Origin of the sequence: Variovorax sp. Root434 (assembly GCF_001426595.1) — a bacterium.
In the GTDB taxonomy this organism is placed as follows: domain Bacteria; phylum Pseudomonadota; class Gammaproteobacteria; order Burkholderiales; family Burkholderiaceae_C; genus Variovorax.
The window spans coordinates 115,790-129,071 of the sequence record NZ_LMEK01000026.1 but is presented as its reverse complement, the minus strand read 5'-3'; the positions used below and the strand labels follow the sequence as shown (position 1 = coordinate 129,071).

Here is a 13,282-nt window from a genome sequence, read left to right as displayed (position 1 = left end):
TCAGCCAAGGCCTCTCCTCGATGACAGCCGCCGGATGTTCAGATGGTGGAGCGCTCAAATGACAAGCCGAAGAAGCTGCAGAGAACGGCATCGCCGGAACACTACGCCCCTTCGCGCAACAGGCCTTCACAGCCCGATGCGGGATCGACGATGCTCAGGGCATGCCCACTGCAAATTCACGGCCACCAGCGCGCTTCGGATGGCGCATCGCCGCGCTGATCTACACGGTCACCGGCGTCGCGTGCATCCTGGCCTGCGCCGCCGTGCCCGAGAGCGAAGCGGGCCTGCTCGCCGCCGTCTTGGGCGGGCTGCCATGGTCGATGAGCTTGCTGACGCTGGACCTGTCGCCCGGCGTGGCGAACACGGCGCTGATGCTGCTGGCCGGCAGTTGGGCGATCAATGCCGCGCTTCTGTGGTGGCTGGCGCTGCGCCGGCCAACGCATCACGGACCAACGCATCCGGCGTAGGGACATTTCCGCCTCCGGCGTCCTGCGCCAGGCTGGCATTCAGTGCGATCATTCGCGCGCGAAATACTGGCTCATTTTTCTCGCCCCCTCCCCTTCAAAGGCTTTTCCCGATGCCCCAAGACCTGCTGCAAGTCAACGCGCCCCTGATCGGCGTTCCCGGCGGCCGCCACCTGCTCGACACGCCCGCCCTGCTGATCGACCTGCCCGCAATGACGCGCAACATCGAACGCATGGCCGCCTTCGCCAAGGCGCGCGGCATCCACCTGCGACCGCATGTGAAGACCCACAAGTCGGTCGAGATCGCGCGGCGCCAGGTTGCTGCGGGCGCCATCGGCGTGAGCTGCGTCACGCTGGGCGAGGCAGAGGTGATGGTCCAGGGCGGCATTCCTGGCGTGCTCATCACCTCGCCCGCCGTCACGCCGAGCAAGATCTCGCGGCTCATCAAGCTGGCGCAGCGTGCGCGCCCGGGCGACGTGATGGTGGTGGTCGACAACCCGCAGAACCTGGCCGACCTGGCACGTGCGGCGAGCGAACTCACGCACCCCCTCGACGTGCTGGTGGACTACGGCGCGGGCTACAACCGCACCGGTGCAGCCACTCAGGCGAAGGTGCTCGAACTCGCGGCACTGGTGGCCGCCGAGCCGCGCCTGCGGCTGCGCGGGCTGCAGTCTTATGCGGGCAACCTGCAGCACATCGTGTCGCGCGAGGAGCGCAGCGCGGCGGCGGCCGGTCTGCGCGAAACGGTGGCGGACATCGTCGCGGCGGCGAAGCGGCAGGGCCTGCACTTCGACATCGTCACCGGTGCAGGCACCGGCACGCACGATCTCGATTCGCAGGAGAACGCGTTCACCGAACTGCAGGCGGGCTCGTATGTGTTCATGGATGCCGAGTACACGCAGGTGCTCGCCAGCGACGGGCAGCCGTCGCCCTTCGAGGTCTCGCTGTTCGTGCAGACGGCAGTGGTCAGCACGAATGCAACCGGCTGGGTGACGGTCGACGGCGGCACCAAGTGCTTCTCGACCGACAGCGGCGTGCCGCTGGTGGCCAAAGGCGTCGACGCTGCGAGCCGCTATGCCTTCTTCGGCGATGAGCACGGCAAGCTGATGCCGCCCCAGGGCTCAACGGCGCAGCGGCCCGCGCTGGGTGCGCGCGTGGAGTTTGTCACGCCGCATTGCGACCCGACGGTCAACCTGCATGACGCGTTTCACGTGGTCGAAGGCGGCACGCTTGTCGCCATCTGGCCGGTGGACGCGCGCGGCAGGCGCTAGGCGTCCCGGGGCCGACCGCAGCAGCGTCAGACGCGCGGAAGCGCCGCAAGGAAGGTGGACACGACGATCGCGGCGGCGCGGTCGAGCTGCAGGATGTCTCCCACATCGAAAGCGTGCGGCGCTGTGCGTCCACTCGAACCGAGTGGCTTGCGGATCTCGACAAGAACTTCAGCCGCCAATTCGCGGTCGCTGCGCGGCCCGCCGTTGGGATGCATCACCCATTTATCGACTTGATCGAATGGAATGCTGCGGAAGACCCCCACGATGGGGATGTACTTGTAGCGATCCTCGCCCACCAGGATGGGCACGCTGAGGTTGCAAAAAAACGTGGTCGTCGACATGCAGGATCGCCGTCGCTAAGCAAAGCGTTCAATTGTTAATTAGTGCACTGTCAACAACCACCCTATGCGGAGCCATCGGCGGGGAAGACGTGACCTTCTGCACACAAACTGCCTCCATTCTTTCTTCTTCTCCCCTTAAAACAAATACTTTATTCTTACACAAGGACGCCGAAAAAGGCACTCGTGTGTTGTCGGCTGTTTGGGTGCGACTTGGGGGGAGCTGCCCACGGGCAGCGGCAGGCGCAGAGGATGGGGGATGCGAGGTTGCGCGAAGTTCGGCACCCAGCGGGCTGGGGATTACCCGTCCGCCCGCACATGGGGCAGCGAAGCGAGCAGCCCTGCACCAGGGCCGCAAGCCTGTTGTGGATCAGGCCGGAGCGCTGAATCGCGGCATACGCCGCTCGATGTTGGCCTTCACGGCCTCAAGCTGGTTCGGGCTGCCGATCAGGGCCTTCTGCTCGACCGATTCGGCCATCAACAGTTCGGCTGCGCTCTGCGAGGCCGACGCATTGAGCAGCCGCTTGCCGGCACGGATCGCGTCGGGGCTCTTGCCTGCGATCTCGTGCGCCATCTGCAGCGCATCGGCCAGCGGATCGACCGCAATGCGGGTGGCGAAGCCGATCCGAAGAGCCTCCTCGCCGGAGAAGATGCGGCCCGTGAAGGTGAGTTCGCGCACCACGTCGCTGCGGGCGAGCTCGCGCATCAGCACCATGCCGGCCATGTCGGGCACCAGGCCCCACTTGATTTCCATCACCGAGAGCTTGGTATCGGGCGCCACGATGCGGATGTCCGCGCCCAGTGCCACCTGCAGCCCACCGCCGAAGGCCACGCCATGCACGGCCGCAATGACCGGCACCGGCACCTCGCGCCAGACCATCGCCACCTGCTGCGCGGCGTTCGAGATGCCATGCGTGCGCGCCAGCAGGTCGGCGCCGGCCGCGCCCTCGCCCAGCACATCGGAGCCCGCGCCCTGCTGCATGCGCTCGAAAGACGCCATGTCCAGCCCCGCGCAGAAGGCCTTGCCGCGGCCCGAGATCACCACGGCCCGCACCGCCTTGTCGTCACGCAGCGCCTCGCCGGCTTCGATGAGTGCATCGAACATCGCGGGGTCGAGCGCGTTCATCTTGTCGGCGCGCGCGAGCTGCAGTTCCACCACGCCGTCGGCGTGGCGGGTCGTTTCGATGCGGTCGGTCATTCGATGTCTCCGGGATGGGTCCTGCGCCAGTATCGCCGGGCCTGGCACTCGGCGATGATGGCGCCTGTCGCCTGCACAACACCCTCTGCCATGCCTCTGGACCGCCGCCACTTTCTCATTCAATCGGGTTCTGCTGCCGCCGTGGTGGCGCTGTTCGGCCAGGGCTGTGCCGCGCCTTCCCCGTCCGCGCCCCATGGCGACGTGCTGGGCTTTACCGGCGTGCCAGCCTCCTTGCACGACGGCGTCGTGGTGCCGCCCGGGTACGAATGGCAACTGCTCTACCCCTGGGGCACGCCCACCGGCATCGCGGGGCGGATGCCGGCCTTCGCGCCCGACGCCGGGAACAGTGCCGACGACCAGGCCGCGCAGGCCGGCATGCACCACGACGGCATGCACTTCTTCGCGCTCGACGCGAGCGGCGAGCGCGGCCTGCTGGTGATGAACCACGAATACACCGACGAGCAGTTGCTGCATACCGACGGCGTGAAGGTATGGACCGCCGAGAAGGTGCGCAAGTCGCTGCACGCCATGGGCGTCTCGGTGATCGAGATCCGGCGCAGCGCACAGGGTTGGCAGCAGGTGCAGCCCTCGCCCTTCGCGCGCCGCGTGCACGGCAACACGCCGATGCGTATCACTGGTCCGGCCGCCGGCACGCCGCTGATGCGCACCGCCGCCAACCCGGCCGGCGATGCGGTGTCCGGCACTTTTGCCAACTGCGCCATGGGCGTCACGCCGTGGGGCACCTACCTCACGTGCGAGGAAAACTTCCATGGCTACTTCGGCGGACCGAAGGAGGCGGCCCAGAACGCGACGGCTGCCCAGCGCCGCTACGGCACGGTGGCCGGCTCGCAGTGGGTGGAGTACTGGCGGTACGACGAGCGCTTCGACCTGAGCCGGCATCCGAACGAGCCGCACCGCTTCGGCTGGGTGGTCGAGATCGACCCCTTCGACCCGACGGGCACGCCCATCAAGCGCACCGCGCTCGGCCGCAAGCGGCAGGAAAGCGCCACCTGCACCGTCGCCCAGGACGGCCGGCTGGTCGTCTACATGGGCGACGACTCGCGCTTCGAATACATCTACAAGTTCGTCAGCCGGGAGAAGGTGCGACCCGGTACCGACGCCGCCGCGCGCGCCGCCAACCGCCACCTGCTCGACGATGGCACGCTCTACGTGGCGCGCTACGACACCGGCGGCCGCGGCCGCTGGCTCGAGCTCATGCACGGCCGCGACGGCCTCGATGCGGCAAACGGCTTCGCCGACCAGGCCGCGGTGCTGATCCACGCCCGGCTGGCGGGCGACATCGTCGGTGGCACAAAGATGGACCGGCCCGAATGGATCGCGGTGCACCCCCAGTCGGGCGAGGTCTACGTCACCCTCACCAACAACAGCCAGCGCGGCGATGTCGGCAAGCCCGGGCCCGATGCAGCCAACCCACGCGCCAACAACCTGTTCGGCGGCATCCTGCGCTGGCGCGAAGATGGCGGCGACGCTGCCAGCACCAGCTTCGCCTGGGACCATTTCGCGCTCGCGGGCGACCCCGCGCAGTCCGGCAGCGGCGCGCGCTATCCCTCGAACGAGGCCGACATGTTCGGCGCCCCCGACGGCCTGCACTTCGACAAGGGCGGCCTGCTGTGGATCCAGACCGACCTGAGCGGCCAGGTGCTGGGCAAGCCGCCCTACACCTCTCTGGGCAACAACCAGATGCTGTGCGCCGATCCGGCATCGGGTCGCATCAAGCGCTTTCTCACCGGACCGAGCGGCTGCGAGATCACCGGCTGCGTGGTCACACCCGACCGGCGCACGCTGTTCGTCAACATCCAGCATCCGGGCGAGGCGCGCGACGACGGCGACACGAAACCCAACAGCGCCTGGCCCGACGGCAAGGAGCCGGGCAGCGCGCGGCCGCGCTCCGCGACGCTGGCGATTCGCCGGCGCGACGGCGGTATCGTCGGCACCTGAGACAAACAGAGAAAAGGGAAACCCACCATGAGCATCCGCATCGTCCGCCTCGGCACCCCGCGCGTGCCCGACGAAGGCCTGCGCGTAGGCACCGTACGCCGCCCGCCGCGCGGCGTTCCGAAGACCGAGTTCGCTTCGCAGAATTGGTACGACGTGTGGTACCCGAACCTCGCGCCTTCCGTCGAGACGATGAAGCAGGCGCAGGAAGGCCAGAAAGCCGATTCAGCCGCGCAGTGGAACGCCTTCGTGCGCAAGTTCAAGGCCGAGATGGCCGAGTCGGACGCGAGCCGCAGCCTCGACCTGCTGGCCGCGCTGTCTCACACCACTTCGCTTTCGGTGGGCTGTTACTGCGAGGAAGAATCGCACTGCCACCGCTCCGTGCTGCGCAGCCTGCTGGCGGAGCGCGGCGCGGACATCGCGGACTGAGCGGGTCGAGGCACACCCCGCAGGCAAGGCGTCAGCGCTGCGCCTTGTCCTTCTGGTTCTGCGCCTCGATGCGTTCGCGTGCGGCCAGCCAGTCGGCGTCGCTCCACTGGCGCAGCTCGTAGAAGTTGCCGCCGGTGGCCAGCGCGTTGCCGCCGTCCATCATGATGCTCTGGCCCGTGAGCCAGTCACACTGGCCCGGCGCCATCAGGAAGGACGCGAGGTTCTGCAGCTCGCTCATGCGGCCGGTACGCGCCATCGGGTTGTGCTGCTTGCTGCGCGCGCCGGGCTCCTCGCCGGGGTTCAGGCGCTTGCTCATGCCTTCCGTCGGAATCTCGCCTGGGCCGACAGCGTTCAGGCGGATGCCATGCCGCGCCCACTCCACCGCCAGCGACTTGGTCATGACCTCGATGCCGGCCTTGCTCATGGCCGAGGGCACGACGTAGGGGCTGCCGTTGTCGACCCAGGTGACGATGATGCTCATCACGCTGCGGAAGGCATCACCCGGCTTCCACTCACCCGACTTGGCCTGCGCCACCCAGCGCTTGCCCACCGCCTGCGTCACGTAAAAGCTGCCGTGGAACACGATGTTGGCGATGGCGTCGAAGGCGCGCGGCGAGAGGCTTTCGGTCGGCGAGACGAAGTTGCCCGCCGCGTTGTTGACGAGCCCCGTGAGGCCGCCGCTCTGGAACAGGCTCTCGACCATCTCGTCGACCTGCTGCGCGATGCGGATGTCGACGCCGAAGGTGTCGATTCGCCTGTCCGGGAACTGCTGTCGCCACTCGGCCGCGGTCTCGTCGCAGACCGACTGGCGCCGGCCGCAGATGGCCACGTCGGCGCCGAGGCTCAGGAAGCGCTCGGCCATCGCGCGGCCGAGGCCCGTGCCGCCGCCGGTCACGAGGATGCGCCGGCCGCTCATGAGGGAAGCTTCAAACATGGTTCGTCTCCTTGTCATTGAGGCAGCGGCAAGGGAGGTGGCTGCCACCCGCGGATGCTACGCGCGAGACGCGGCGGCGGCTTGCGGGAAGTGGCTTCGGGCCCCGGGGGTGAGAATGCGCGGAACGAGTTTCCCGGAGACAAGACGCCGATGCCGAGTTCCGCCAGCCCCGCCAACGACCATGCCGCGCCGCTCGAGGGCGTGCGCATCGTGAGCCTCGCGCTCAACCTCCCCGGCCCCGCCGCGCTGCTGCGCTGCCGTGAAATGGGCGCCACCTGCCTCAAGCTGGAGCCGCCGGGCGGCGATCCGATGGGGCTCTACGACCGGACCGCGTATGCCGCGCTGCATGCGGGCATCGAGATCCGCGCCGTCGATCTCAAGACCGAGGCCGGGCAGCAGCAGCTGCACGCCGAACTCGCGGCGACCGACGTGCTGCTCACCTCGTTCCGCCCTTCCGCGCTCGGCAAGCTGAAGCTCGACTGGGCCACGCTGCATGCGCGCTACCCCGCGCTGTCGCAGGTGGCCATCGTCGGCGCGCCGGGCGCGCGCGCCGAGGAGCCGGGCCACGACCTGACCTATCTCGCCGAAAGCGGGCTCGTCACCGGCACCGAGCTGCCGCCGACGCTCTATGCCGACATGGGCGGCGCCCTGCTCGCGAGCGAGGCGGTGCTGAAGGCCATGCTGCGGCGGTCCCGCAAGGCCGGCGGCGCGTATTTCGAGGTGGCGCTGAACGCCTCGGCCGACTGGCTCGCCCTGCCCCGCACCTGGGGCCTCACGCAGCCCTCGGGCATGGTCGGCGGCGCGCACGCCGGTTACCGCGTCTATCCCTGCGCCGACGGCCGCGTGGCCGTGGCCGCGCTGGAACCGCATTTCGCGGCGCGGCTCTGCGAGGCGGCGGCAATCGCTTCGCGCGACATGACGGCGCCGGCCACGCACGAGGCGCTTGCCGCCTGGCTCGCGACCCGCACGCGCGCCGAACTCGAAGCCATGAGCCGCGCGCGCGACGTGCCGCTGCTCACGATGGCCGGCTGATTCAGCGCGCCGCGCCGTCGCGCTGCCGGTCTTCGCGCTTCAGTGCGAGATAGGTATCGAGGTCCACTTCATGCAGCTGGCGCGGGTACTGCTCCACCGCTGCGAACCAGCGGCGCTGGCGGCGCTCGGCCTGGTCGGGGCCCGGCGCGGCGAGGTAGGCGTCGAGCGTCAGGAAGTAGCGCATCGCGTTGCGCTCCACCAGCCCGCGCAGGCCCTGGATGTATTCCGGCTGCCCTTCCGGCGTCTTGCCCACCACGGTGAAGCCGACCTTGTCGCTGCCGAAAGTCGCCAGGTAGGCCATGGTGCCCAGCCGCACCATCGCATTGTGGTCGTAGCTGTAGCTGAAATGCAGGAAGCTCTTGCGCTCGTCGAGCGCCACGGCCTGCAGCGTGACGCGGTAGTTGCTGGTGCCCAGCGGCCCGCTCTCGGCTGTGAGCTCGACCGACATGTACTCGGGCGTGGCACTGGCCAGTCGGTAGACGAACGGCAGCTCGAAGGCCTGGTCGATCGGCTTGTCGTAGCGACGCACCACGTAGAGCGTGAGCATTTCGCCGCCTTGCGGGCCACTGGCCGTGCGGCAGCGCCGGTTGTTGATGTGCAGTGTCAGCACGCCGCACCAATGGGCCGATCCCTTGAGCGTGGCGCTGATCGCCGACAGCGGATGCTCGACCACCGCGTAGACGTCGCCCTGCAGGCCGTCGGGCGTCTCCATGGAATCGAGCTGCACGGGGCGCCCGAAACTGCTGTGATCGAGCTTGTCGCTCATCCGCTGGTACGTGGCGCGCAGCGCCTGGGCGGAAGAGTTTTCAGGTGCGGCGGCAAGCACCTGCAGCGAGGCCGCGAGCAGCAGCGCTCCGGCCAGGGTGCGCGTCCATGAAGCCGGCAGGGAGGGAAAACTGCTCATGGACCACACCATACAGCGGAGTGCCCCGCCCTTGCCTTAAATCGGACGATTCAATCGGACAACAAGGGCTTGCTGCGCCGCACCAACAGCAGCATCGCACCCCCCAGCAGCAAGGCTCCGGCCCACTGGCGCGGCGTCATCGGCTGCGCGAGCAGCGCCGCGGCCAGCAAGGCGGCCACCAGCGGCTCGATCAGCGTGCCGACCACCGCCGCAGTCGGCGACAGGCGCCGCGCGCCCCATGCGAAGGCCAGGTAGGCCACCGAGGTCGTCACCACGCCCGTGTAGCCCACGCCCAGCCATTGCGCGCCACCGGCCGGCCAGGTGATGCCGGAGGGCCACGCGACAGCGAGCATGCACAGCGCCGCCACCGTCATGCCCCAGGCCGAAGCCCTGACGGCGGGCACCCGCGCAGGCATGCGCGCGTTGCCCAGCACCACCATCGCATAGCAGAAGGCCGAGCCCAGCGACCAGGCCACGCCGCCCGCATGTCCCGGCGCCAACGGGCCCCATCCTCCGGCGAGCATCACCAGCAGCAGCACACCCGTCAACGCGAGCAGCAGCCCTGCGATCAGCCTGCGGCCGAGGCGCTCATAGCCTCGCAGCACCGATACCAGCGCGACGATCACCGGCGCGCAGCAGATCGAAATGACGGTCGGCAGCGCCGCCCCCAGATGCTCGATGCCTGCGAACCAGCAGCTCACGTTGAGCGCCATGGCCGCGCCGGTGGCCAGCATCTGCAGGCGCTCCCGGCTGCTCAGATCGGCCCAGCCGGCAACGGGCATCGCGGGCGTCCGCCAATGCAGCCACCAGAGCAGCGGCAGCCCGAGGGCGAAGCGCGCCAGCGACAGGCTCTGCGGCGCGATGCCGCCATCGATAAGGAATTGCGCCACCAGCGCACCCGCGCCCCACAGGGCGCCGGCCAGCAGCACGCCGCCCCAGGCCAGGGCGGCAGACGTTCTTGCGTTCATTGTGAAAGTTCTTTCTCCATGACGCCCGCCATGGCCGATCGGTTCGGGATCGGATTCAGGGAGCGGGCGTGACCATCCGAGCCACCGGCCGGCCCAAGGGGCACGAACGGCGGCGACCACTTGCGGGTCTGAGCGCGGCGCTTGAAAAGCGCGCGTCAGCTGCGGGTCGCGGAGGGAGGAGAACGGTGCTGGGCCATGTCGCGTATCTTAGGCCCCCACACTTCTTTCGAGGAACAGCACATGCCACTCGTTCGGATCGAGCTTTCCAACAACGGCCCCGAAGCCCTTGGCCCAGCCATCGGCGATGTCGTCTACCAGGCCATGCGGGACACCATCAACGTGCCGGAGCACGACAAGTTCCAGGTCATCACGCGCCACGCCGCGCACGAGCTGGTGCATCCGGCGAGCTACCTCGGCGTGGTGTATTCACCGGGCTTCGTGCTGATCCAGGTCACGCTGAACCAGGGTCGCACGACGGAGATGAAGAAGGCTTTCTACAAGCGAGTGGCCGACGACCTGCACGGCCAGTTGGGCATCCGGCGCGAAGACGTGTTCATCAACCTCATCGAGGTGGTGAAGGAGAACTGGTCGTTCGGGAACGGCGAGATGCAGTACGCATAGCAGCGAGAATCCCGCCGATGAAACGTCAGGGCACGCTCGTTCGATGGGAGAAGGAACGGGGCTTCGGCTTCATCCGCTGCCCCGAAATTTCCGCCGATGTGTTCGTGCACCTGCGCGACTTCACCGACCTAAGCTCCGCGCCGCAGGTCGGCATGAGGCTGAATTTCGAGGAGATCCATGTGGGTGGCAAGGGGCCACGCGCGGTAGCGGTTCAAGCGGCAGGCGCACAACAGAAGCGTTCACAACGGCGGCCACAGCAGCAACCGCAACGCCGTTCTTCCTCTTCGGTCTCTTCCTCGCTGCCGATGACACTGCTGCTGATCGGCTACGCTGGGCTACTAGGCTACGGCGCGTGGACTGGGCGAATCCCGCCGATCGCGCTCGGCGTGTTGTTGTTGCTCAGCCTGCTGACCTTCTTCGTCTACGGCTTCGACAAGAACGCGGCTGAAGCGGGTCGCTGGCGCACTGCGGAGAACACCTTGCACCTGCTCTCGCTGATCGGGGGCTGGCCGGGCGCGTGGATCGCGCAGCAGTTGTTCCGCCACAAGGTGAGCAAGACGAACTTCATGGCGGTCTATTGGACCACGGTGCTGGCGCACATGGCGGCCGTGGGAGCCTGGGTCGGCAAGCTCGTGCCGGCTCTGTAAGGTTGCTCAGCGCGGCTTGCGGATGCTGCCGCGCACCGGGCCGGCGGCTTTGCGCGAGGCCGGACCCGTGCCCGAGCCGTTGTCGCGCGGCGGCAGGCCGGTGTGCTGGGTGAGGATGCGGCCCTTCGAAGGCTTCACCGGCGTCAGCTTGACCGGCGCGGCCTTGGCCACGGCCGGTGCGGCCGTCGAGTTCTTGCGCCGCGCACTGGTGTAGCCGCCGTCGGTCAGCGGCTGCCACGTTGGAATGAGGTGGTGCTTGCCATTGCCGATCAGGTCGGCGCGGCCCATGCTCTTGAGCGCCTCGCGCAGCAGCGGCCAGTTGTTGGCATCGTGATACCGCAGGAAGGCCTTGTGCAGGCGGCGGCGCTTGTCGCCGCGCACGATGTCCACCGTCTCGCTCTCGCGCGTGATCTTGCGCAGCGGGTTCTTGTTGGTGTGGTACATCGTTGTCGCCGTGGCCATCGGGCTCGGGTAGAACGTTTGCACCTGGTCGGCGCGGAAGCCGTTCTTCTTGAGCCAGATCGCGAGGTTCATCATGTCCTCGTCGCTGGTGCCCGGATGCGCGGCAATGAAGTACGGAATGAGGTACTGCTTCTTGCCAGCCTCGGCCGAGTACTTCTCGAACATCTGCTTGAACTTGTCGTAGCTGCCGATGCCGGGCTTCATCATCTTGGTGAGCGGGCCCTGCTCGGTGTGCTCGGGCGCGATCTTCAGGTAGCCGCCGACGTGGTGCTGCACCAGCTCCTTCACGTACTCGGGCGACTGCACGGCCAGGTCGTAGCGCAGGCCGGAGCCGATGAGAATTTTCTTGATGCCCTTCAACGCACGTGCCCGGCGATAGATCTTGATGAGCGGGTCGTGGTTGGTGTTGAGGTTCGGGCAGATGCCCGGGTACACGCAGCTGGGCTTGCGGCAGGCCGATTCGATCTCGGGCGACTTGCAGCCGATGCGGTACATGTTGGCCGTGGGGCCGCCCAGGTCGGAGATGGTGCCGGTGAAGCCCTTGACCGAGTCGCGGATGGCCTCGACCTCCTTGATGATCGAATCTTCCGAACGGCTCTGGATGATGCGGCCTTCGTGCTCGGTGATCGAGCAGAAGGTGCAGCCGCCGAAGCAGCCGCGCATGATGTTCACGCTGAAGCGGATCATTTCCCACGCGGGGATCTTGGTCGCGCCGTCGTGGCTGCCGTTCTCGTCGGCGTAGCGCGGGTGCGGGCTGCGCGCGTACGGCAGGTCGAACACGTGGTCCATCTCGGCCGTGGTGAGCGGAATCGGCGGCGGGTTGATCCACACGTCGCGCGCCGTGGCGCCCTCGCCGTGCGCCTGCACCAGCGCGCGGGCGTTGCCGGGGTTGGTCTCGAGGTGCAGCACGCGGTTGGCGTGCGCGTAGAGCACCGGGTCGCTGCGCACTTGCTCGTACGACGGCAGGCGGATGACCGAATGGTCGCGCGGCGGAACCTTGATTCGTGCCCGCACGGCCAGCGCCGGGTTGGGCACGAAGTTCAGGGGCTTGATGGCGGGGTTGACGATCGAACCGGCAGCGGAGCCGGCAGCTTCTGCTGCCTTGGCGACGGCTTCGGCCTCGTCTTCCTTCGCGCAGGTGGCACCGTTGGCCTTGGCCTGGTCGGACACCATCAGGTACGGGTTGACATGCGCTTCGACGCGGCCGGGTTCGTCGACGCTGGTGGAATTGATCTCGAACCAGCCTTCGGGCGTTTCGCGCCGCACGAACGCGGTGCCGCGCACGTCGGTGATCTGCTGCACCGGCTCCTTGGCGGCCAGGCGGTGCGCGATCTCGACGATGGCGCGCTCGGCGTTGCCGTACAGCAGCAGGTCGCACTTCGAATCGACGACGATCGAGCGGCGCACCTTGTCCGACCAGTAGTCGTAGTGCGCGATGCGGCGCAGCGAACCTTCGATGCCGCCGAGGATGATCGGCACGTCGTTCCAGGCTTCCTTGCAGCGCTGCGAATACACGATGGCCGCGCGGTCGGGGCGCGAGCCGCCGACGTCGCCGGGCGTGTAGGCGTCGTCGCTTCGGATCTTCCGGTCCGCGGTGTAGCGGTTGATCATCGAATCCATGTTGCCGGCGGTCACGCCGAAGAACAGGTTCGGCTTGCCTAGCGCCTTGAAGGGCTCTGCACTCTGCCAGTCGGGCTGGGCGATGATGCCCACGCGGAAGCCCTGCGCCTCCAGCATGCGGCCGATGACCGACATGCCGAAGCTGGGGTGGTCGACGTAGGCGTCGCCGGTGACCACGATGATGTCGCAGCTGTCCCAGCCAAGCGCTTCCATTTCCTTGCGCGAGGTCGGCAGGAACTTGGCCGTGCCGAAACGGGCGGCCCAGTACTTGCGGTAGCTGGTCAGCGGCTTGGCGGCACGTGCAAAAAGGGAGACGTCGACGGGGGCGTTCATCGGTGGGAGTTGACAGCGCCATGCCGGCGCCGTTGTGGGCAACCCTCGATTTTAGGGTTTTCCACCATGTCTGTCGCGATAAACATCCTGTGACCCGGCCGTCGC

General features: G+C 67.9%; 13 protein-coding genes. 7 read left to right on the top strand and 6 right to left on the bottom strand.

Annotated elements, in window-relative coordinates; all coding sequences use genetic code 11:
* Positions 1–161: 161 nt before the first annotated feature.
* Together ASD05_RS25385 and ASD05_RS25380 are read left to right on the top strand one after the other, a co-directional pair.
* The gene (locus ASD05_RS25385) at positions 162–467 is read left to right on the top strand and encodes a hypothetical protein (RefSeq protein ID WP_056598211.1); all 306 of its coding nucleotides are present in this window, start codon (positions 162–164) and stop codon (positions 465–467) included.
* A 110-nt stretch (positions 468–577) separates the two neighbouring features.
* The gene (locus ASD05_RS25380; RefSeq protein WP_056598209.1) at positions 578–1,735 is read left to right on the top strand and encodes a DSD1 family PLP-dependent enzyme; all 1,158 of its coding nucleotides are present in this window, start codon (positions 578–580) and stop codon (positions 1,733–1,735) included.
* A 26-nt stretch (positions 1,736–1,761) separates the two neighbouring features.
* Here ASD05_RS25380 and ASD05_RS25375 read toward each other — a convergent pair whose 3' ends face one another.
* The gene (locus ASD05_RS25375) at positions 1,762–2,076 is read right to left on the bottom strand and encodes a hypothetical protein (protein WP_056598207.1); all 315 of its coding nucleotides are present in this window, start codon (positions 2,074–2,076) and stop codon (positions 1,762–1,764) included.
* 367 nt (positions 2,077–2,443) lie between these two features.
* On the bottom strand, positions 2,444–3,271 hold the full coding sequence (locus ASD05_RS25370; RefSeq protein WP_056598204.1) for a crotonase/enoyl-CoA hydratase family protein: 828 nt from the start codon (positions 3,269–3,271) through the stop codon (positions 2,444–2,446).
* Positions 3,272–3,361: 90 nt separating this feature from the next.
* On the opposite strand from ASD05_RS25370, the gene ASD05_RS25365 reads away from it, so the two are divergent.
* Positions 3,362–5,230 (top strand): PhoX family protein, encoded by a 1,869-nt coding sequence (locus ASD05_RS25365; RefSeq protein ID WP_056598201.1) that lies wholly within the window; start codon positions 3,362–3,364, stop codon positions 5,228–5,230.
* 27 nt (positions 5,231–5,257) lie between these two features.
* Positions 5,258–5,656, top strand: a complete 399-nt coding sequence (locus ASD05_RS25360; RefSeq protein ID WP_056598198.1) for a DUF488 domain-containing protein — start codon at positions 5,258–5,260, stop codon at positions 5,654–5,656.
* Positions 5,657–5,687: 31 nt separating this feature from the next.
* On the opposite strand, the gene ASD05_RS25355 is transcribed toward ASD05_RS25360, so the two are convergent.
* Positions 5,688–6,590 carry an SDR family oxidoreductase gene (locus ASD05_RS25355; RefSeq protein ID WP_056598189.1) on the bottom strand — a complete coding sequence of 301 codons (903 nt, stop codon included), beginning with the start codon at positions 6,588–6,590 and terminating at the stop codon, positions 5,688–5,690.
* A gap of 150 nt (positions 6,591–6,740) precedes the next feature.
* Here ASD05_RS25355 and ASD05_RS25350 point away from each other — a divergent pair, with 150 nt between their 5' ends.
* Complete coding sequence (locus tag ASD05_RS25350) at positions 6,741–7,622, top strand: CoA transferase (protein WP_056598188.1); 882 nt, start codon at positions 6,741–6,743, stop codon at positions 7,620–7,622.
* Between the two features lies 1 nt (position 7,623).
* Here ASD05_RS25350 and ASD05_RS25345 read toward each other — a convergent pair whose 3' ends face one another.
* Positions 7,624–8,526 (bottom strand): hypothetical protein, encoded by a 903-nt coding sequence (locus ASD05_RS25345; protein WP_056598781.1) that lies wholly within the window; start codon positions 8,524–8,526, stop codon positions 7,624–7,626.
* Positions 8,527–8,576: 50 nt separating this feature from the next.
* Positions 8,577–9,494 (bottom strand): DMT family transporter, encoded by a 918-nt coding sequence (locus tag ASD05_RS25340; protein ID WP_056598185.1) that lies wholly within the window; start codon positions 9,492–9,494, stop codon positions 8,577–8,579.
* A gap of 240 nt (positions 9,495–9,734) precedes the next feature.
* Between ASD05_RS25340 and ASD05_RS25335 the strand changes: the two genes are divergently transcribed.
* Positions 9,735–10,115, top strand: coding sequence for a tautomerase family protein (locus tag ASD05_RS25335; protein ID WP_056598181.1), 381 nt, complete (start codon positions 9,735–9,737; stop codon positions 10,113–10,115).
* A 17-nt stretch (positions 10,116–10,132) separates the two neighbouring features.
* Positions 10,133–10,762: a DUF1294 domain-containing protein gene (locus ASD05_RS25330; protein WP_056598179.1), complete on the top strand. Its 630-nt coding sequence runs from the start codon at positions 10,133–10,135 to the stop codon at positions 10,760–10,762.
* A gap of 6 nt (positions 10,763–10,768) precedes the next feature.
* Here ASD05_RS25330 and ASD05_RS25325 read toward each other — a convergent pair whose 3' ends face one another.
* Complete coding sequence (locus ASD05_RS25325) at positions 10,769–13,177, bottom strand: YgiQ family radical SAM protein (protein WP_056598176.1); 2,409 nt, start codon at positions 13,175–13,177, stop codon at positions 10,769–10,771.
* Positions 13,178–13,282 lie beyond the last annotated feature (105 nt).